Annotated in this window: 22 protein-coding genes and 1 tRNA gene; 7 read left to right on the top strand and 16 right to left on the bottom strand. The window is 70.0% G+C overall.

Features of this window, described 5'->3' with window-relative positions:
* Positions 1 to 18: 18 nt before the first annotated feature.
* The gene (locus AMYBE_RS0135225) at positions 19 to 609 is read left to right on the top strand and encodes a hypothetical protein (RefSeq protein ID WP_020664098.1); all 591 of its coding nucleotides are present in this window, start codon (positions 19 to 21) and stop codon (positions 607 to 609) included.
* 97 nt (positions 610 to 706) lie between these two features.
* On the top strand, positions 707 to 901 hold the full coding sequence (locus AMYBE_RS0135220) for a hypothetical protein (protein WP_027928351.1): 195 nt from the start codon (positions 707 to 709) through the stop codon (positions 899 to 901).
* A 1-nt stretch (position 902) separates the two neighbouring features.
* On the opposite strand, the gene AMYBE_RS0135215 is transcribed toward AMYBE_RS0135220, so the two are convergent.
* Complete coding sequence (locus AMYBE_RS0135215) at positions 903 to 1349, bottom strand: nitroreductase family deazaflavin-dependent oxidoreductase (RefSeq protein ID WP_020664096.1); 447 nt, start codon at positions 1347 to 1349, stop codon at positions 903 to 905.
* A gap of 125 nt (positions 1350 to 1474) precedes the next feature.
* On the opposite strand from AMYBE_RS0135215, the gene AMYBE_RS0135210 reads away from it, so the two are divergent.
* Complete coding sequence (locus tag AMYBE_RS0135210; RefSeq protein ID WP_020664095.1) at positions 1475 to 2155, top strand: TetR/AcrR family transcriptional regulator; 681 nt, start codon at positions 1475 to 1477, stop codon at positions 2153 to 2155.
* A 48-nt stretch (positions 2156 to 2203) separates the two neighbouring features.
* The gene (locus tag AMYBE_RS0135205; protein WP_027928350.1) at positions 2204 to 3721 is read left to right on the top strand and encodes a 3-hydroxyacyl-CoA dehydrogenase; all 1518 of its coding nucleotides are present in this window, start codon (positions 2204 to 2206) and stop codon (positions 3719 to 3721) included.
* Positions 3722 to 3965: 244 nt separating this feature from the next.
* On the opposite strand, the gene AMYBE_RS0135200 is transcribed toward AMYBE_RS0135205, so the two are convergent.
* The gene (locus AMYBE_RS0135200) at positions 3966 to 4595 is read right to left on the bottom strand and encodes a L,D-transpeptidase (protein ID WP_027928349.1); all 630 of its coding nucleotides are present in this window, start codon (positions 4593 to 4595) and stop codon (positions 3966 to 3968) included.
* Between the two features lie 261 nt (positions 4596 to 4856).
* Here AMYBE_RS0135200 and AMYBE_RS0135190 point away from each other — a divergent pair, with 261 nt between their 5' ends.
* The gene (locus AMYBE_RS0135190) at positions 4857 to 5372 is read left to right on the top strand and encodes a hypothetical protein (protein ID WP_020664090.1); all 516 of its coding nucleotides are present in this window, start codon (positions 4857 to 4859) and stop codon (positions 5370 to 5372) included.
* Here AMYBE_RS0135190 and AMYBE_RS0135185 read toward each other — a convergent pair.
* The gene (locus AMYBE_RS0135185) at positions 5356 to 6249 is read right to left on the bottom strand and encodes a serine/threonine-protein kinase (RefSeq protein WP_020664089.1); all 894 of its coding nucleotides are present in this window, start codon (positions 6247 to 6249) and stop codon (positions 5356 to 5358) included. The genes AMYBE_RS0135190 and AMYBE_RS0135185 overlap by 17 nt on opposite strands.
* A 17-nt stretch (positions 6250 to 6266) precedes the next feature.
* A complete protein-coding gene (locus tag AMYBE_RS0135180) occupies positions 6267 to 8012 on the bottom strand; it encodes an HsdM family class I SAM-dependent methyltransferase (protein WP_027928348.1) in 1746 nt (581 codons plus the stop codon).
* A 77-nt stretch (positions 8013 to 8089) separates the two neighbouring features.
* On the opposite strand from AMYBE_RS0135180, the gene AMYBE_RS0135175 reads away from it, so the two are divergent.
* Both AMYBE_RS0135175 and AMYBE_RS0135170 read left to right on the top strand, forming a co-directional pair.
* Positions 8090 to 8848: a PP2C family protein-serine/threonine phosphatase gene (locus tag AMYBE_RS0135175; protein WP_020664087.1), complete on the top strand. Its 759-nt coding sequence runs from the start codon at positions 8090 to 8092 to the stop codon at positions 8846 to 8848.
* 62 nt (positions 8849 to 8910) lie between these two features.
* Positions 8911 to 8995: transfer RNA gene (locus tag AMYBE_RS0135170), tRNA-Ser, on the top strand.
* Positions 8996 to 9087: 92 nt separating this feature from the next.
* Here the strand turns inward: AMYBE_RS0135170 and AMYBE_RS0135165 are convergent.
* From AMYBE_RS0135165 to AMYBE_RS0135110, 12 genes are all read right to left on the bottom strand, one after another.
* A complete protein-coding gene (locus AMYBE_RS0135165) occupies positions 9088 to 10446 on the bottom strand; it encodes a tyrosine-type recombinase/integrase (RefSeq protein ID WP_020664086.1) in 1359 nt (452 codons plus the stop codon).
* Between the two features lie 11 nt (positions 10447 to 10457).
* Positions 10458 to 10757: a helix-turn-helix domain-containing protein gene (locus tag AMYBE_RS0135160; protein WP_020664085.1), complete on the bottom strand. Its 300-nt coding sequence runs from the start codon at positions 10755 to 10757 to the stop codon at positions 10458 to 10460.
* 247 nt (positions 10758 to 11004) lie between these two features.
* A complete protein-coding gene (locus tag AMYBE_RS0135155) occupies positions 11005 to 12168 on the bottom strand; it encodes a DUF3631 domain-containing protein (protein WP_020664084.1) in 1164 nt (387 codons plus the stop codon).
* A 22-nt stretch (positions 12169 to 12190) separates the two neighbouring features.
* On the bottom strand, positions 12191 to 12982 hold the full coding sequence (locus tag AMYBE_RS0135150; protein WP_020664083.1) for a DNA cytosine methyltransferase: 792 nt from the start codon (positions 12980 to 12982) through the stop codon (positions 12191 to 12193).
* On the bottom strand, positions 12982 to 13329 hold the full coding sequence (locus AMYBE_RS0135145; RefSeq protein WP_020664082.1) for a hypothetical protein: 348 nt from the start codon (positions 13327 to 13329) through the stop codon (positions 12982 to 12984). Before AMYBE_RS0135145 ends, AMYBE_RS0135150 begins: the two co-directional genes overlap by 1 nt.
* A gap of 234 nt (positions 13330 to 13563) precedes the next feature.
* On the bottom strand, positions 13564 to 15840 hold the full coding sequence (locus AMYBE_RS42935; RefSeq protein WP_020664081.1) for an FtsK/SpoIIIE domain-containing protein: 2277 nt from the start codon (positions 15838 to 15840) through the stop codon (positions 13564 to 13566).
* The gene (locus AMYBE_RS0135135; RefSeq protein WP_020664080.1) at positions 15840 to 16745 is read right to left on the bottom strand and encodes a hypothetical protein; all 906 of its coding nucleotides are present in this window, start codon (positions 16743 to 16745) and stop codon (positions 15840 to 15842) included. Before AMYBE_RS0135135 ends, AMYBE_RS42935 begins: the two co-directional genes overlap by 1 nt.
* A complete protein-coding gene (locus AMYBE_RS0135130; protein WP_020664079.1) occupies positions 16742 to 17062 on the bottom strand; it encodes a hypothetical protein in 321 nt (106 codons plus the stop codon). Before AMYBE_RS0135130 ends, AMYBE_RS0135135 begins: the two co-directional genes overlap by 4 nt.
* Positions 17062 to 17307 (bottom strand): hypothetical protein, encoded by a 246-nt coding sequence (locus AMYBE_RS0135125; protein ID WP_020664078.1) that lies wholly within the window; start codon positions 17305 to 17307, stop codon positions 17062 to 17064. The genes AMYBE_RS0135130 and AMYBE_RS0135125 overlap by 1 nt, the downstream gene beginning before the upstream one ends.
* Positions 17304 to 17738, bottom strand: coding sequence for an SsgA family sporulation/cell division regulator (locus tag AMYBE_RS42930; protein WP_020664077.1), 435 nt, complete (start codon positions 17736 to 17738; stop codon positions 17304 to 17306). The genes AMYBE_RS0135125 and AMYBE_RS42930 overlap by 4 nt, the downstream gene beginning before the upstream one ends.
* Complete coding sequence (locus AMYBE_RS0135115; protein ID WP_154676395.1) at positions 17735 to 17965, bottom strand: hypothetical protein; 231 nt, start codon at positions 17963 to 17965, stop codon at positions 17735 to 17737. The genes AMYBE_RS42930 and AMYBE_RS0135115 overlap by 4 nt, the downstream gene beginning before the upstream one ends.
* 122 nt (positions 17966 to 18087) lie before the next feature.
* Positions 18088 to 18393 carry a hypothetical protein gene (locus AMYBE_RS0135110; RefSeq protein ID WP_027928347.1) on the bottom strand — a complete coding sequence of 102 codons (306 nt, stop codon included), beginning with the start codon at positions 18391 to 18393 and terminating at the stop codon, positions 18088 to 18090.
* Positions 18394 to 18428: the final 35 nt, after the last annotated feature.

Raw genomic sequence — 18428 nt, 5'->3', positions numbered from 1 at the left:
GAAGTTCCGGAGGAAACCATGACGACCGATCCAGCAGAGGGCGCGACCTGGGGAGAGCCGCCCGCTCCCGCACCCGGCGGCGCCGGTCCGAATCCTGGTCCCGCGGCGGGGAAGTCGTGGAACGGCCGCAAGACCGCCATCGCGGTCGGCGTCGCGGCGGTGATCGCGGTGGGCGGTGGGCTGGCGATCTGGGCGGGCACCAGCGGCAACAACGCGTCCGCACAGCAGGGCCCTGGCGGCTTCGGCGGTCCCGGCGGCCCGGGCGGGCCTGGCGGGCAAGGCGGCTTCGCCGGTCGCGGCGGGGGCGCGGCGGCGCTGCGCAACGCCTTGCACGGCGACTTCGTCGTCGCCGACACGTCCGGCGGATACGTGACGGAGCGCCTGCAGACCGGGACGATCACTGAGATCAGCGCCACTTCGGTGACGCTGACCAGCAAGGACGGCTACAAGCAGACCTACGTCCTGAACACCGCAACGGTCGAGACCGGTTCGCCAAAGTCCGGCGACAACGTGACCGTGGTAGCGAAGGTGGACGGCTCCACCGCGACCGCCACTTCGCTCGGCGAAGCCCAGCAGTTCGGCAACGGACAACCTCGCCGACGCGGATAACCCGCCTCTCGGCCCGGCCGTTGTCCGTGAAGGGAACATTGAGAGACTCTGATTCCCTCAATGTTCCCTTCACGGACTTGTCGGCTTGGAGGCTGTGGTGAAGCGCTGGATCACGCTGGCTTGCGGAGTGGTGCTGGTGCTCGTGGGCGCGACCTGGGTGCTGCAAGGCGTCGGGGTGCTCACCGGCAGCTTCATGACCGGGCAGAAACTCTGGTTCCTGATCGGACTGATCGCGTTCCTGGTCGGCGTCGTGCTGATCGCGGCTACCGCGTTCAAGAAGCGGGTGCGCTGATTCACTGGGTGCGGATCTCGAACACCGGGTAGCCCGGCGCGATCTCGCGCAGCTTCTCCTCGGGGGCCTTAGCGTTCACGCCGTCGAAGAACACGCCCACCTCGAACGCCCAGCGCTTCAGGTACGAGCGCAGGATGGCGGGCTTCTCGTCGTCGGCCAGTTCGCGATAGGTGAAGGTCTCGGTGCGCCGCCCGACTCGCAGCTGCCCCTCGCCGGCGGCCCGCAGGTTCCGCACCCACTGGGTCTCGCCGCGTGCCGCCACCAGGTACTGCTTGCCCTCGAACGGCAAGAGGTTCACCGGCAGTTCGCGCGGTTCGCCGGACTTGCGGCCGCGGATGATGAGCACCCGGCTGCCCAGCACGCTGACACCGAGCTTGGTGAGCCCGCGAACCGCGCTGTTGAACATGTTCGTCGACTTGCCCGGCTTGACGTAACGGGGGCTGGTCATGGGATCCTCCTCGGTTTCGAGAGCGGCGCTCTCTGTTGAGAACAGTGAACACCCTGGACTCGTCTCGCGTCAAGAGCAGTGCTCTCTATTTTGCGCAGCGCTCTCAGCTGAGGCAGACTGATCGCATGACTGCTGCGCCCCGAACCGCCCGCGAACGCGTCCGCGCCGAGCTGACCCGCGAGATCAAGGACGAGGCCCGCCGCCAACTGGCCGAGGTCGGTGCGCACGGCCTCTCGCTGCGCGCGGTGGCCCGTGAGCTCGGGATGGTTTCGTCCGCGCTGTATCGGTACTTCCCCAGCCGCGACCACCTGCTCACCGCGCTGATCGTCGACGCCTACAACTCCATCGGCCACGCCGCCGAACAGGCCGACCCCGGCACCGGCGACCCGCGCGCCCGGTGGCGGGCGATCTGGCACGCGACCCGCGACTGGGCCCGCGAGCACCCACACGAGTACGCGTTGATCTACGGCTCGCCAATCCCCGGCTACCGAGCCCCGCAGGACACCGTCGCTCCGGCTGGCCGGGTGGCGTTGACGTTGATCGCGGTGCTGCGTGACGCGCATCCGCACGAGCCGGCGGTCACCGCGCCGATGTCGCCGGAGCTGCGCGCACAGGCCGACCAGCTGACCGAACTCCTCGGAATCGACGCGCCGGCTGAGATCGTCATGCGCGCGATCGGGGCTTGGACCCAGCTGTTCGGCGCCCTCAGCTTCGAGCTGTTCGGCCAGTACGTCGGCAGTGTTGATCCCGCGGACGCATATTTCGAGCACCTGATTGGTCAGATGGCGGACTTCGTCGGCCTCTAGTCCGGGGTAGGTTCGCCGTGACGACAGCACGGGAAGGCGGGTTTCGACGTGACGGGATGGGCTGGCCAGGTCGGCAGGATCCGGGTGATCGGCACCGGCGTGATGGGACGCGGGATCGTCCAGCTCGCCGCGACCGGCGGGGTCACCGTGGAGCTCGCGGACGCGGCGCCGGAAGCGGTGGCCGCGGCGATCGAGCAGGTCGGCTCGATGCTCGACAAGCTGGTCGCGAAGGGCAAGCTGACCGAGGAAGCCGGCCGGGCGGCGAAGGAGCGGCTGGTGCCGGTGGACGGCCCGCTCGCCCCCGCCGACGACGTGGACCTGGTGCTCGAAGCAGTTCGCGAAGACCTCGAAACGAAGCGGACGCTGTTCGCCGGCCTGGAGAAGGTCTGCGGCCCGGAAACGGTTTTCGCCACCAACACCAGTTCGCTGTCGGTCACCGAGATCGCCGCTGGGCTGGCTGAGCCGTCCCGGCTGGTCGGTTTGCATTTCTTCAACCCGGTCCCGCTGATGCGGCTGGTCGAGGTGGTGCCGGGAGCGCGCACCGCGGACTGGCTTCCCCGCGAAGCGCTGGCACTGGTGCGCGGCTGGGGGCACGAACCGGTGCTGGCCAAGGACGCGCCCGGTTTCCTGGTCAACCACGCCGGCCGCGGACTGAACACCGAGGCGCTGCAGGTCCTGTCCGAATCGCTCGCCGAGCCCGCGGAGATCGACCGGATCGCCCGCGACGTGCTCGGCCTCAAGCTGGGTCCGTTCGAGCTGCTCGACCTGACCGGACTGGACGTTTCGCACGCGGTGCTGGAAAGCATCTGGAGCGGATTCCACTGCGAACCGCGGCTGCGCCCGTCCTGGCTGACCCGCCCGCGGGTCGCGGCCGGACTGTTCGGCCGCAAGACCGGCGAGGGGTTCTACCGGTATCCCGACGGAAAGCAGGAGGTGCCGCCGGAGCCCGCCGCGCCGCCCGCGCCGGCCATGCCGGTGTACGCCGAGGACGAACGCCTCGGCCGGCTGCTGGCAGCGGCTGGCGTCGACGTCGTCCCGGATGCCTACCCGGACACGGTTTTGCTGGTAACCCTGCGCGGCGAGTCCACTGTGGACGCCGCGGCCCGGCTGGAACTGCCCGCCGCCCGGGTGTGCGGCGTGGACGCACTGGGCTACGAATCCCGGTTCACCTTGTCTGTCCACCCCGGACTGGATCCGGCCTGCGGCCGTGCGGCGTGGGGAGCTTTGGCCGCGACCGGAACACCGGTGACGGTGGTCCGGGACGGAGCCGCGCCGATCGCGCAACGACTGCTGGCGTCGATCATCAACACGGCTTGCTACTTGGCCGACCAGGAATTGGCGGCGCCCGCGGACATCGACACCGCGGTGCGGCTCGGCTTGGGCTACCCCCATGGACCGCTGGCATGGGGCGATCTGATCGGACCGGAGAAGGTGCTGCGGATCCTCAACGGATTGCAGCGGGCGACCGGGGATCCGCGGTACCGGCCGAGCCGGTGGCTCGTGGAGCGGGTGACGCTGGGGCTGCCGCTGGCCTCGATCGGGACTCGGCCGGCTGATCTGGTCTGACGCGTTTCGTCGGTGCTGCGGCGCAGCTTGCCGGGATGGCCGTCATGCTCGATGAGACCGTCGACTGCGCGGCTGCTCACGGAGGTCTGGAACGGCGCTGGGCTAGGCCGACGAGCCGATGCCCGCCCAACGGGGCGGCGTACGTCTGCGCCCCCTTCTCAGCGTGAGGTATCGCTCAGAAGGGGGACGCAGCTGCCTCAGGAGGGTGAGATTTGCCCGACCGTGCCGCTTCGGCCTCGACCGGTCAGGGGATGACCTGCACCACGTCGCCGACGTGCAGCGTGTTGAAGAACCGCAGCGACGACGCCGCCGACAGGTGGATGCAGCCGTGCGAGTACACCTTCAGACTGCCGGTGTGGAAGGCGTCGCCCGGGTAGAAGAAGACCGAGTTCGGCATCGGCGCGTCGTCGAACTCCTTGCTCAGGTGCACCTTTTCCTTCGACAGCACGTGGAACGTGCCGGTCGGCGTCGCGTGCCCCTTGCCGCCGGGCAGCATCGAAACCGGACCGTCGATCACCTTCCCGTCTTGCAGCAGCCAGGCGCGGTGCGCGGAGATGTCCACACAGGCGCTGGTGCCGGAGGCGGCCGCGGCGGCCGCGCACGGCACGTCCGCGGTCGGTGCCGGGTCGGCCTTCGGCTGCGGCTTGGGCGCGGGCTTCGGGGTGGTCTGCTGCGTCGACGGAGCGGAACTGGTGCTGGCCGGAGTGGACGCGGGAGCGGAACTGTTGGCCGGCGCGGAACTGCTCACCGGCACGTTCGCCGCCGCCGGGGAGACTCCGCCCGCTGCCGCCGAGCCAGTCGCACCGCCGCCGGAGCACGCCGCGAGCCCGAACGCCATCGCAGCCGCCGCCACCGCCGCCAGAAGCCTTTTCACGATCCAGTACCCCCGCATTTCGGTCGGGTCGCATTCGGTAGGACCCGGTCACCCGGATAGACGACCATTCCCCCCTTCCGGTTGCTTTTCCATGGTCACGATCTGACCTCTCCACCCTCGGGTGGAGAACGAGTTCCACCCGGTCCCCGCCCGCGCGCCGACGGAATCCGCCCTGGTCCGGGAGAAGCTGGAAGCACGCCGGGAACCCCCGGCACCCGCCGCCGGCCGGGGGAAAGCCGACCGCATCCGAAAGGGATCGCCGTGAACACCGGCCTCACCATTGTCCTTTATGTCGCGATCGCCGCACTGGTCCTTTACCGCGTCGTCTACCGTCAAATGCGCGGCACGCTGCTCACCCCGAAGCGGCTCTTGGTGCTGCCCGCGCTGATGATCGTGCTCGGTGTTTACCTGGCCCGGGACTCTCTGCAAAGCCTCGGCACGGACGCGCTCCTGATGCTCGGCATCGACATCGTGCTGCTCGCGGGGTTCGGCGTGCTGCGAAGCTCTACCTCGACGCTCAGTGAACGCGAAGGCACCACGTTCGTGAAGGGCACGCCGCTCACCGTGGTGCTCTGGGTCGCCACCGTCGGCGTACGCGTCGCTTTCAGTTTCCTCTCGGGCGCATTCGGCGTCGACCAGGCCGCGGCGTCCTCGACGATCCTGGTCACGCTGGGCGTGAGCATCGCCGCACAGAACGCCTTCACCTACTACCGCATCCAGAAGCGCGGCCTTCCGCTCACGGACCAGCCGCGCACGCGCGTCACCGCCGGCCGCTAAGCCCCACCATGCGGGCGTACATCCGCGAAGGACTCACCACCGTTGCTGGGTGCAAGAAGCCCGGCAACGGTGGTAAGTCCCGTGCGAAGGGCACGAGGTGCGCGTACAACACTTCCGCGCCAGACGGCCGCATTTCAGGATCCTTCGCGAGCGTCGCAGCGAGAAGCGCACTCAGCGCCGCCGGTACGCCGTGGACGACTGGGGGCGGCTCGTTCACCTGTTTGTCGAACACCGCGTACGCCGTCGGACCGGTGAAGACCGGCCGGCCAGTGAGCATCTCGTGCAGTACGCAACCGAGCGCGTACAGGTCGCTTCGCGGCTCCGCATGCCCGCGTTGGATCTGTTCCGGTGCCATGTACGACGGCGTGCCCAGCAGCTGGCCCGCGCGCGTGAAGCGAGCAGTGTCCGCTTCACGCAACACAGCCAGTCCGAAGTCCATTACCTTCACGCTGCCGTCCGGACACAGCATCAGGTTGGCCGGCTTCAGGTCACGATGGCACACCGCACGCGCGTGCGCCGCGGACAGCACTGCGGCCGCCTGCGCCGCGATCGCCGCTGCCCAGGGCACCGGAAGCGGACCGTGCTCGGCGATCAGATCGTCCAGCGCCACGCCCTCGACGAACTGCATGACCTGGAACAAGCGGTCATCGTGCGTGCCGAAGTCGTACAGGGTGGGCGCGCCGGGGTGGTCGAGCGTGGCGAGGATCCGCGCTTCGCGGGCGAAGCGTTCCTCCAGTTCCTCGTCGCCACCGGGCAGCCGCAGCAGCTTGATCGCGACGTTCCGGCCGAGCCGCCGGTCCAGACCGCGATGCACCGCGCCCATGCCGCCCCGGCCCAATGGCAGGTCCTCGACCTCGTAGCGGTCCGCGATGAGCATGGGCCCCCTCACAGCGCTCACCCGCCACCGGGCTTGAGCCGTCCTTCGGCAAGTGCCGCAAAGCCTAGCCGCACCAGGTCGCGGCCGATTTCCGCGGTTTGCCGCAGCGCCCGGTCGAAGCCCGCGAGCGCCTCGAACGCGCCGCCGTACACCCGCTGCGTCTCGAGCGGATGCCGAGGCACCTTGAGCCGGCGCGCGTCGATCCGGGTCGACGCACTGTGCACCGGGAAGTCGGCCGCGCGCAGGCAACCGGCGAGGAACCGCGCGTCGAGCAACTCCGGATCCACCCGGTACCGGGAGAGCGCGGGGCCAAGTCGCACTGGAGGTCCACTGTGGACGATCACCGCGCCGGTCACCGACGCGACCACGTCTCCGCTTTGGGCCAGTACCGCCGCTTCGTCCGGGGCCGCCCGGCCGGTCGGCGGGCGCCCGTTCAGCACGTCGTCGGCGGTCAGGACCGGTTCGTCGCCGTCCGCGGTGCGCGGCGGCGCGTGCGTGATCCGCAGCGCGCCCGCCTTCACGAGCTCGCCGACGGTGGTGAACACCGGTTCCCCGGCGGCCGGTTCCAGCACCGGCAACTTGATGCCGATCTCGGCGAAAAGCTTTTGTGCGGAAAGGAAAGCCTCGCCCGAATCGCTGCGGCCGCGTCGCCCGGACGGGCTGAGATCGACGTCGTCGTCGAGCAGGTCGATGATCCGCTCGCCGCTCTCCGGATCGTCCAGATATGCCTGCCAGACCTGCTCGACGGCGTCCGGCGTGGTGTCCGCGATCAGCACCGTCGCCGGCGGTTGCTGGCCGACGGCTGGCCGGGTGAGCAGCCAAAGATCGGTGCCGGACGCGAGCGTGCAGACCGCGCGCAGCGCCCCGGCCCGAAGCAGATTCGCCCGGATGCGCTTGCCGCTGCGCCTCCCCGCCGCCGCACCGGGCATCAGGATCGCCACCGTGCCACCAGGTTTCACGTGCGACAGGCAGTGCTGCACCCACGCCAGCTCGGACTCGCCGCGCGGCGGCAATCCGTACTCCCACCGGGGATCGCCGACGAGCTCCTCATGCCCCCAGCCACGCTCGTTGAACGGCGGATCGCACAGCACGACGTCCGCCTGCCGCCCGGAAAAAGCGTCCGCGCGCAACGCATCCGCCGCGTGCACCTCGGTGTCCGCGCCGTGCAGCCGCAGCCGGATGCCCGCGATCCGCGCCGCGTCCGGGTCGCTGTCCTGCCCGTTCGCGCGAGTCGCCCCAGCGGCGAGCAGCAACGACCCGAACCCGCACGCCGGGTCGAGCACCGTCGCCCCTTTCGCGCCGGTTAGCCGCACCATCAGCTCGGCGTATTCCGGCTGTGTCGTGGACAGCCGGCGGGCGTGCGCCTCGAAGTAGCGGTCGCAGAGCTGCTCGAAGGTCTCCGCCGCACCCCCGTTCACCGCGAGCCGGGTGATCAGGGTCAGCAGCTCCGGGTCGTCATCCGGCCCTTCCGCCGCGTCCGCGAGGTATTCGCCGACCGCGGCCAGCCGGGCGCCGAGGTCGAGGTCGTCGCCGAGCGCGCGCAGCCGTTGCCAGGCTTCGTCGATCGGGGCCAACTCGAACGGACGGCCCCGCCCGCGCAGCCACGCCTGTACTTCCGGCAAGGAGAACAACGGGCTGCTCGCCGTGCCTCCGACCGGCTTGGGAAAATCGTCGTGACGCCGTCGCCAGTTGCTCACCGCGGCCCGGCGCACTCCCGCCAGGCGCGCGATGTCGGCCGCACTCACCGCCGCGTCGTCTGCCATGTCCAGCACGATAGCCGACGACACCGGTTTCCATCGTTTCGCTTGTTAACCCAGTCAACCAATGGTTTCATGGGGACATGGCCACCGAGCAGACCCGGTTCACCCTGCGCTACTCCGCGGGCTCGGACCTCGGGCGACGACGTAGCAACAACGAGGACTCCGTCTACGCCAGCGGGCGGCTGCTCGTGGTGGCCGACGGCATCGGCGGCCAGCCGCACGGCGAAGTAGCCAGCTCCACCGCGGTCAGTGTGCTCGCATCGCTGGACGCCGAACTGCGCACCCTGGACCTCACGGCACAAGACCTGTCCGCGATCCTGACCGACGCCGTGCACCAAGTCTCCGCGAAACTGGCCGCGGTGGCCGAGCAGACCCCGGCCACGCAAGGAATGGGCACCACCCTGACCACGCTGCTCTTCGACGGCTCGCACTTCGCCGCCGCACACGTCGGCGACTCCCGCGGCTACCTGCTGCGCGACGGAGAACTGCAGCGCATCACCCGCGACCACACTCTGGCACAAGCTCTGGTCGAAGACGGCAGCATCAGCGCCGCCGACGCCGCCCACCACCCGCGTGGCTCACTGCTGATGAAGGCCCTGCTCAGCACCGGCTCCGCCGAACCGGACGTCTGGGAGTTCACGCCGCAGGCCGGCGACCGCTACCTGCTCTGCTCGGACGGCCTCACCGCGGGAGCCAGCGAACCGGCGATCCTCGACGTGCTGGCCGAGGGAACCCCCGAGGAAACCGTGCCGCGCCTCATCGCACTGGCCAACGAAGGCGGTGGCCCGGACAACATCACCATCGTGGTCGCCGACGTCGTCGAGGTCGCCGAAGTCTGAGCCGTTCGGGCAGGTCCGACCACCTGCGAGGAGCCGGAGAGGCATCCGGTATTCTTCCCCACGGAGGATTGGCCGAGCGGCCTAAGGCGCACGCTTGGAAAGCGTGTTGGGTTCACGCCCTCGCAGGTTCGAATCCTGTATCCTCCGCCGCAGTAACCAGCGGAAACGCCGGTCGGTCCAGCTTCGGGCCGACCGGCGTTTCCCGTCTTAGTCTCATTTTTAGTCTCATTTGACCCCGGCTAGGCCACCTTCGGCCCCTCCTCGCCTCCCTCCTTCAGCTCGGCCGGCGGAGCCCACAGCAGCCCGTTGACCCGGTGCGCGACACCGCGCCGGATGCGGTCGGTCACGTGCTGGTACCGCGCCGCCATCGCGGTGCTGGACCACCCCATGATGGCCATCACAGTCCGCTCCGGGACCTCCAGGAGCAGCAGCACCGTCGCTGCGGTGTGCCGGGCGTCGTGGAGGCGACGCTCCCCCACCTTCGCTTCCTTCAGCAGGGCTTTCCAGTGGTGGTAGTCGGTGTTCGGCACGAGGGGCTGGCCGGTCGGCTTGGTGAAGACGTACCCGTCCTCCTCCCACAGATCAGCGGCCAGCTCGCGTTCCCGGGCCTGCGCCGCCATGTGGCGCACGAGGAGCAGCGCGAGTTCCTTCGGCAGCCCGATCCACCGCTTGCCTGCCCTCGACTTCGTGGCGGCCGTTTCCTTGCGCTTCGCGACCCGCTGCGGGCAGTAGCCCGCGAACTTCCGGCCGCACGGCTCAGAGCACCCGTGCGCGTACTTCGGCCGGAGCCGGTTCCGACGCACCCCGATCTCCGGGGCGTGGTGCTCGAAACACTCCGGGCAGAACGAGACCGCATGTCCGTCGCACGGCCGGTCCCAGCCGTCCCAGTTCACATCCGACCACTGGAGCCCGAGCACTTCACCCTGCCGCAACCCAAGGGCAAGCGCGATAGCCCAACGGGCACTGTTGCGCTGCTTGTTAGCGCTCTCCAGGATGCTCTGGATCTCGTCGACCTCGTACGGTTCGGTCTCGATCTCCTCCACCTTCGGAGCGCGCGCGAGTTCCGCGGGGTTGTCCGCGATGATTTTGCGCTTCTTCGCTTCCTTAAGCGCGGTGCGGATTGTCCGGTGCACCTGGTGCACGCGGCCTGCGGAGGAACCCTCACGCATCATCTTCCGGTAGAGCTTCTCCAGGTGCTCCGCCTCCAGCTTGTCATCGGCGTGAGAACGCTGGAGCCGGTGCGCGCCGATGCCCGGGATGAGATGCACGCGGCACGCGACTTCGTACGCGTCCCAAGCATTTTCGGTGATCGTCGGTGGAGCCATGATCTCGTTCAGCCAGTGGTTCAACCACTTTTCGACTGTCCAATTTTGGCCCGCCTTGCGAACACGCCCTTCTTCGCGCTCGTTCTCCCACTCGCGGACCTTGTTCTTGACCTTGGTTTCGTCCTTCGACATGGTGTGCCGACGGTCCGGCTTCCCGTTGTCTTTCCTGCCGACGGTGACGCGGCCGTGCCAGTGCCCATCCGTCTCGCTGAAATAGACGCTGCTCGTGAAGTTCGCAGCACGGGTGCCCTCTGGGCGCTTCTTCCTCGGCATTGGGTCCCCTCTCAAGCAGCGTCTTGGATCGAGTTGCGGACAAGGGTTGCGGCGTAGTCGTCCACTGCGGACACGTGAATCCGTCGGAGACGGCCGATCTGGACTGATTCGAGCTGCCCTGTCCGGACGAGGCGGTAGGCGAATGTCCGGCCGATGCCGAGGCGTTCGGCGGCCTCTTCGACGGTCAGCAGGACCCGTGCCGGCATTGGACGCGGCGTGGGCCGAGCGGCATCGACTTCGTTGGCTGCGAGGCGTTCGGCGAGTTTGGCGAGGGTGGTGGCGAGCTGGGTGATGTCGTCGGCGGTAGCCATGGGTGGTGGAGCCCTTCGTGAGGGATGCAAACGAGTTGGTCGGTGCTGAGGGGGGTAGCCGTCCCAGCCGTCCCAAGCGTCCCGTCGCAGGTCAGCCCCGGGACGGCTTGGTCGGGTGGGACGGCTTGAGCCGTCCCAGGCTGCTGGGATGGGACGGCTGGTGCCGTCCCAGTGACGGGTGCCGTCCCGGGGCTGACCTGCGCGGGGACGCTTGGGACGGCTGGGACGGCTACCCCGCTGGGGGTGGTCAGGCGGACCGTGCGCGCCGGAGCGGTACGACCGCCGGTGACGCGTCACAGCCGTCCCGCGCGGGTTCGTCGGCGGCCTGTGCGTCGGTGAGGTCGGGGCAGTAGCGCGCCCAGGAGTCGGTGAAGTCGGCGCGGGTGTAGCCCTTGGCTTGCGGGCCGTCGTCGGGGCGGATGTTGCCGGAGCGGATGCCGTACTCGCGCAGGAGCTTGGCGAGTTTGGCGGGGGTGAGCCCGGTCGGTCCGTGCCCGCACCACGGGGCTTCCGGGTCGGCGTTGAGCCGGGCCAGGAGCTGGCCGGTGGTCAGGACCGGTGCCGCGCCGAACGCGGCGTGGCAGTCGGCCAGGAGCCGGACGGTCTCGGAGCCGTCCTCGGAGTCCACGGCGGTGAGAGCGAGGACGGCGCGACGGGCGCGGCCGGGCCAGTCGGCTCCGGCGTGGTCGGCGACGATGACGAGGGGTTCCCAGGTGTCGGCGGCGCGGTCTTCCACGGGCATCTCCGGTTCGGCGGATTCCAGGGCGGGCAGGTCGGAGCGCAGCCATTCGGCGAGCTGGTCGGCGAGGGTGCGCAGGGCGGGCCGGTCGCGGCGGTGCCGGTACGGGGCGACGGTTTCCTTCGGGGCGCGACGGCGCATCCGGGCGATGACGGCGCGGTCTTCGATGGTGTCGGGCATCGCGCCGATCCCGGCGAGGGCGGCCATCGCGAAGGTGGGGATGGACTCGACGCGGTTATTGGTGGCGTCGTAGCGCTTGGCGGGGCGGTTGCGCTGGTGCCCGGCGTTGAGCAGCCCGCGCAGGTCTTCGTTCCCGTCGGCTTTCGGGCCGAAGATGGTGTCGGCTTCGTCCACCAGGATCGTGGGCGGGTCGTTCGACACCGACCGGTAGACCGCGGCCGACGAGCTGTTGACCGTGATGAACGGGTTGTGGCAGGCGGCCTCGACGATGTCGAGCAGCCGGGACTTGCCGCACCGCTTCTCCGGGCCCCGGATCACCAGCCGCGGGGCGTGCGCCCAGGCCGGTTGGGCGTGGGTCGCAGCGATCCACAGCGTGATGGCGTCGGCGGTTTCGGGGCTGGGCAAGGACACGTAGCGGGTCAGCGCGGCACGGAGCGAGTCGAGCAGAGCCGCGCCGTCCGGTGTGGACGGTTCGGTGGTGTGCGTGGTCATGGGTGGTCCTTCCTGGCGGCGTTCAGGCTGCGACGGGTGCGGCGGCGGGGACGCGGACGGCGTGGTCGGCGAGGATCAGCTGCCCGAGGTGTTGCGCGACGGCGGGGACGACGGCGTTGCCGATCGCGCGGAGGCGGTCCACCTGGTCGGGAACCCCATCAACCAGTCGGTCCACTCGGGGTTCACGAGCCAGCCAGTCACGCGCCGCCCGCCTGAGCTGATGTGCTGGGAGGCCAGGAAGTCCTCCAGCTGCCAACGGTGATCCCCCGATTCGGCCCGGCTCCAGCAGATCCCGTGGCTGCCCATCGACGCTCGGGGGGTAGGCCAGCAGGTAGAGCCGTTCACGCGGGGTCGGTGCGCCGAAGGCCGACGCGTGTAGCAGTGCCCATTCCGCATCGAACCCGAGCGCGGCCAGGTCACCGAGGACGATGCCGAAAGCGTCGGCATCTCGAACGAGAGCTGCGACGTTCTCCACGAGGACGTAGTCGGGTCGAAGTAGGCGAACGACGGCTGCCATCGCGGGCCACATCCATCGCGGGTCGGCGATGCCGAGCATCCGCCCGGCATTGCTGAAGGGCTGGCAGGGAAAGCCGCCGGCGACGACGTGGACGCGAGGGCGAGGGCGGGAGCGCCACCAGGCGGGCGTGGTGCGGACGTCGTCATGGCGCGGGACCTCCGGGAAGTGTCGGGCGAGCACGGTGCGGCAGAACGGATCGAGTTCGACCTGGCCGACAGTCGCCAGCCCGGCGCGTTCCAGACCGAGGTCCAGACCGCCGATGCCGGCGAAGAGGGAGAGCACGTTGAGCGTGTCCATCACGCGGCCTCCTCTCGTGCGGCCCAGGCGTCGAACCGCGCCCAGGAAGCGGCGGCAGCGGCGCGGATCTGCTGCGGTGTCAGGGCGGGCCGGGCGAACGAGGCGCGGCGGCGGGCGAGTTCGGCGTAGCTGGGGGCGGCGGCGTTGGTGCGCCAGTTCCCGGCGGCGCAGACGGCGTTCGATGTCTCGCGGGCGGTGCGGCGGCGGTCCCACTCGACCCATTCGGCGAGGAGTTCCGCGACGTGCGGGCTGGCGGCCAGGTGCCGCCAGGCGGCGGCGTCGGCGACGAGAGCGCGGTAGTCGGCGAACGGGATCGTGACGGTCCGGACGGTGGTGTGCGTGGTCAAGGTGGTCCCCTTGGATAGTGACTCTGAGTGTCTGTTTTTGGGTGCGTTCGGCCAGGGCTAGGGCCGGGCGGTGTCGGCGGCTAGCCGGGGTTTGCGGGTGTTTCCGCTGGTCGGCGCGGGGTGGTCTAGGGCGCTAGAGTCCTGGTCAGAATGGCTGCGGGTGTCTAGGGGCGGGGTCTAGGTCTAGGGGCGATCCGGTCTAGGACGCGCACCGCCCCTAGCCCTGCCTCCTGGTTACTGTCGGTTGTTCTTGGCGTCGGCGAGGGCGTCGCGGGTGTAGCCGTTGCGGTTGGCTCCCCTGCCCGTCTCGGGGTCGGTGGCCCAGACCTGCTTGGGCTTGACGCCGTGCGGCTTGAGCGCGGTGGCGAGGTTCTGCGCGGTCCATCCGCCGTACTGGTTCGGGCGCAGCTCGGCCAGTCGGCCCACGATGACGTCGGACCACAGCTTGTCCTCGCCGCGGCCGAACACGGCGACGGCGTCGGCCAGGGCGTCCAGGCGGGCGGCCTCGACGTCGACCTCTTCCCCGGCGGCGTAGCCGGTGACGTTGCCGATCGCCTCCCGGCGGGCGCGGGCTCCGGCGACGATTTTCTTGGCCTCGGTGGCGTCCTTGTACACCGACTTCACGATCCTGGCGTCGTCGCCCTCACCGGCGAGGTAGCCGATGCCGAGGTCGGTACGGGCGAACATCGTCGCCCGGACGCCGTTCCTGTACTGCGAGGTTCCCAGGACCATGTCGTTTTCGGTCTGTCCCTGGACTTTCAGGCAGTAGCGCAGGATCGCGTTCGCGGAAATCCCCGTGGGCAGCGACTTCGCGTCCGGGCGCTGGGTGGCCAGGATGGTGATGATGCCCAGCGCCGGGCCGCGCTTCACGAGGTCGGTGCAGATGGACTCCAGTTCCTCGCCGTACTTCGCGTGCTCGAACCACACCTGGCACTCGTCCACCGCGACCACGATCGGCACGAGCCGCAAGTCCTTGCGGGCAGCCAGTTCCGGGGTGACCTTGTTGTCCGGGCACACCGACTCCGGCAGGCTGCGGATCACCTTGATCCGGCGGCGCATCTCCTCGCGCAGCTCCCGCATCTCCGCGACCATGCGCTCCAGATCCTCCGGTTCGTCGCCGACGCCGTAAGCGTGCGCGCACGGCGCGACGGACGCAAAGTCGCCGGTGCCCTTGAGGTCGAAGGCGTAGAGCACCGCGCGCGGGTCCAGGGCGGCGATGATGAGCAGTTCCCGCAGCGACACCGTCTTGCCCATCCGGGGCACCGCACCGATGATCATGCTGGCGAACATCAGCGTGATCTCGACCCAGCGGCCGCGCTGGTCGGTGCCGAACGGCTGGGCCTTGAACAGGTCGACCGTCGCGCCCGGCTTGGCCAGCGACCACGGCTTCTGCTTGGCCTTGGACATGTCCCGGTCCCCGACCCACAGCACCAGCCGTCCTTCGTGGACCTTCGCGTCCCCTTCCGGCCACACGCAGCCGATCTGGCGGCGCAGCGCGGAAGACAGCTCCTGCCGCTTGGCGATGACGTCGCCCGCAGTGACGCCCAGCGGGAGGTCGACGTCGGCGCGCCAGCCGTCGCCGTCGCGGGCGATCGGGTTCGGGAACTCGATGCGCTTGCCCTTCGAGATGGCTTGATTCAGCGCGCCGATGCCCAGCGAGCACAGGGCGTCCTCGATCATCGTGGACGTGAGCTTCGGCGTCTTGACGCCGTCCACCGCGCGCCCGGCGACCGGCTTGTCCGCCGGAGCGCCCCACCACCCGATGAGGGTCATCGCCGTCACCAGCACCGTCCAGTTCCAGAACGGGGTGACGTAGGTGATCGCGAGGTACACGATCGCCAGCAGGACGACCAGCCCGACCATCACCGGGGACATGCGGCGGCGCACCGCTTCGTTGCGGGCCTCGCGCAGCTTCATGTACACGTCCGCGTCGTGCTTGTCGCGGGCGTTCATCCGCACCGGCTTGGACTCCCCGTCGAACACCCAATGGTGCAACCGGCCCAGCAGACGCCCGACCGCCCCGAACGAGCGCAGGAACGCGGTCGGCACGTAGAACGGCACCCGCAGCGCGTGGAACGCGGTGGTGTGCGCGGCGTAGCGGACGACGAACCGCGCCCGGGACTTGAACTCTTCGGCCGAGGTCAGCCACTTGGCCACCAGCGGGCGCGCGGTCGCGTCCCCGGCGGTCTCCCACCACGACCGGCTCACGGCGGGCGGGTCCACCGGCACAGCCGGAGCGTCGGCGGCGTCGATGACGTCCCCGGCGCGGGCGTCGCGCTCGTCGGCGGCCTGGGCGGGGAGCTGCTCCGGGCTGCGGGCGGTGTCCGGGTGCACCGGGACGGCATGCCCGGAGCGGGTGTAGGCGACGTCCATGGCGGTGTTCGCGGCGGCGTTCGCGGACTCTTCGGCGGTGGTGTTCGCGGACGGTTCGGCGGGGGTGTTCACGGGCTGCTCTCCCTGGCGTTCGTGGTCGTGGCTGGGGAACGGGGTGTGGTCGGCGGTCGTGGACATCAGGCGGCTTCCTTCAGGTCGGTGGCGGTGGTGAGTTCGGCGGTCAGGGCGGCGGCGACGGCGGAGGAGGTGCCGCGTCCGCACTCGGTGACGCTGCGGACCCAGGCCGGGGTGACCTCGGTTCCCGGCGTCCACGCGGCGCGGGCGTCGGCCACGTAGTCGCCCAGCAGCTTGCGGCCCGCGGTCTTGGCCTTGGTCGTCTTGCGGGCGGGCTTGCTCGGCTTCCGGACCGGCTTTGCTTCTGCGGGTGCGTCAGTCGCGTGCTCTACTGGGCTGGCCAGGTCGGCCGGGACCCCGCTGGCTTGGTCTTCGCCCGCCTGCTCGGCAACTGGGGTGATTCGGCCGGCGTGGGCGTGGTGGGCGGCGGCCAGGACGGCTTCGGTGAGCTTGTCGCGCAGCACCGGCGCGGTCTCGGCGGCCAGGAACACCAGCACCGGCGGCACCGAGTGCAGCGCGACCCCGGCGACGTCGAACCGGGTCCAGGACTCCCAGGTGTTCATGACGTAGGTGGCCAGGAACGCGAACCACTTCGTCCGGTGCGCCCACACCCCGGTCGACACCTGGTAGCGGGCGGTGATCTGCTCCGCCCGCAGCACCGCCACGAGGACGAGGGACACCATCGGGTCCAGCAGCCACCCGGCGAACCAGCCCAGCGACCACACCGGCGCACCGGCGGCGGCGAACTGCTGAACGTTGACCATCGTGAACGCCAGGCCGAGGAAGATCCCCAGCCAGATCACCGCGTCCACCTGCGTGCGGACCTTCTCCACCCGCAGCGCCACCACGTCCGGGTGGTTCGCCAGCCGCCGCACCTGCGCCGCCGTCGCGGCGTCCTGGGCGAGCTTGTCCGCGTCGGTGAGCGGCGCGTGCCGCGCGTCCTGCGCAGCGAGTTCCGTGCTGGTCATCGCCGACCACCGCCCCGGGTGGTGTGCACGACCTCGGTGATCGCCATCAGCCGCACGATCGTCGCGGAGGCCAGCAGGGCGGGGACGATGAGCACGATCCAGGTGGCGGTAGTGTTGCCGATCTTCACCACCACCAGCCACTGGGCTCCGGCGATGACCAGCGTGGCCAGGATCAGCCGCAGGGTGTTGCCGGTCATGCGGGTGACCTCACGGACGCCCTTCATGCTCCGCGCTGCGGACTTGCGCCCGGCGCGCCACACGCTGAACACGCCCACCAGCGCCAGGCCGCCGAGGACCATCAGGGTTTGCGTGGACATCAGGCCACCTCCTTCCGGGAGATCAGGTCGAACAGGTCGGTTTGGTCGGGTGCCTGCCAGTCCCCGCCGCGCCACTCCGCATCGGCGGCGATGCCGTGTTCCTCGCGGATGGCGGGTTCGGTCTCGGCCAGCCAGGCGGCGCGTTCGCGCGGGGTGGCCTTGGCCCAGGTCCGGCCGTTGGCCTCGGTCCAGCGCTGAATCGCCAGCCGCTCGATCGCCAGCGGCGAGAGGTTCTTGCCGGTCATGCGGCCTCACCGCCCGACACCAGCCAGCCGAACTCGCGGGACCAGTCGATCCGGCCGGACTCGCTGCCCTCGGGCACGATCCGCTCCATCGCGTCCAGCACGCGTTCGATGTCGCTGCGGGAGAACCGGAGAATCAGCGTGCCGGTATCGCCGAACAACGTCACCGCCACCACCGGCTTGCCGTGGACGTCCGGGCAGACGTAGACATCGCCCTCGCCGGCCCCGGCGTTCACGCCATCAGCCAGCAACGTCCGCGCCAGCACCCAGTCGACCCCGTAGCCGGTCAGGGTCAGCGTGACCGCGAACGGGTCGCGGGCGTCATAGGTGAACAGCGTCGACAGCCGCCCGCCGTCGATCGCGGCCTCGCCCTTCGGGCACACGACCGCCTCCACCGCTACGACCGGCAGGCGCATCCGGTTGCGGGTGATCACGCGATCACCCCGCCAACCTCGGACACCGCGTTGCGGACCAAGCACAGCGCGGTCTCCCGCGTGCTGTCCGCGTCCTCGCACAAGTCCGCGTCCTCCAAGGCGTCGGCCATCGCGAACAGCCAGGACGAGCGGGTCGAGACGAAGTCGTTCGCCGCAGGGCACGACTTGAGCAGATCGGCGATGGCCTTGTACGCGTCCGTCACGAACGCGGACCCGGTGCCTACCATGGTGTTCCTCTCCGAACGGTCAGAAGGCTGATTGGCGAGACCCGGCGCGGCAGGCGCGTTCTTGGCGGAGTGAGCCGCCGCGCCGGGGCTGAACTGACTGGTCAGCGAATACGGGGCGGCCATCACGCGGCCTCCCCCAGCGGCTCGGCAGCCACGGCCTCGAACCGGCCCGGCACCGCCCGCAACGCCGCACCCTCCACCCGGCGACGAGCCCGGTGCGCCCGGCGGGCATCGGTGAACGAGTGCTGCACGCGGATCGCCGCGGCTTCCTCGGTGGCGGCCAGCTCCGCGTCCACCGACGCGATCAACGCGTCGATAGCCGACTCGGTCAGACCGTCCGGGCAGTAGCCCTCAACAGCGAAAACACCCTCGCCCAGCCCGTCCACAACGGCCTGCGCTTCGCGGGTGGTGACTCGTGCGGTCCTCATCGTGGGTCCCTCTCGGTTGGTGTCGTTGGCGACCA

The organism is Amycolatopsis benzoatilytica AK 16/65 (assembly GCF_000383915.1).
Classification (GTDB): Bacteria; Actinomycetota; Actinomycetes; order Mycobacteriales; family Pseudonocardiaceae; genus Amycolatopsis; species Amycolatopsis benzoatilytica.
Note: the sequence above shows the minus strand (reverse complement) of the source record. Positions and strands in the feature narration are given on the sequence as shown.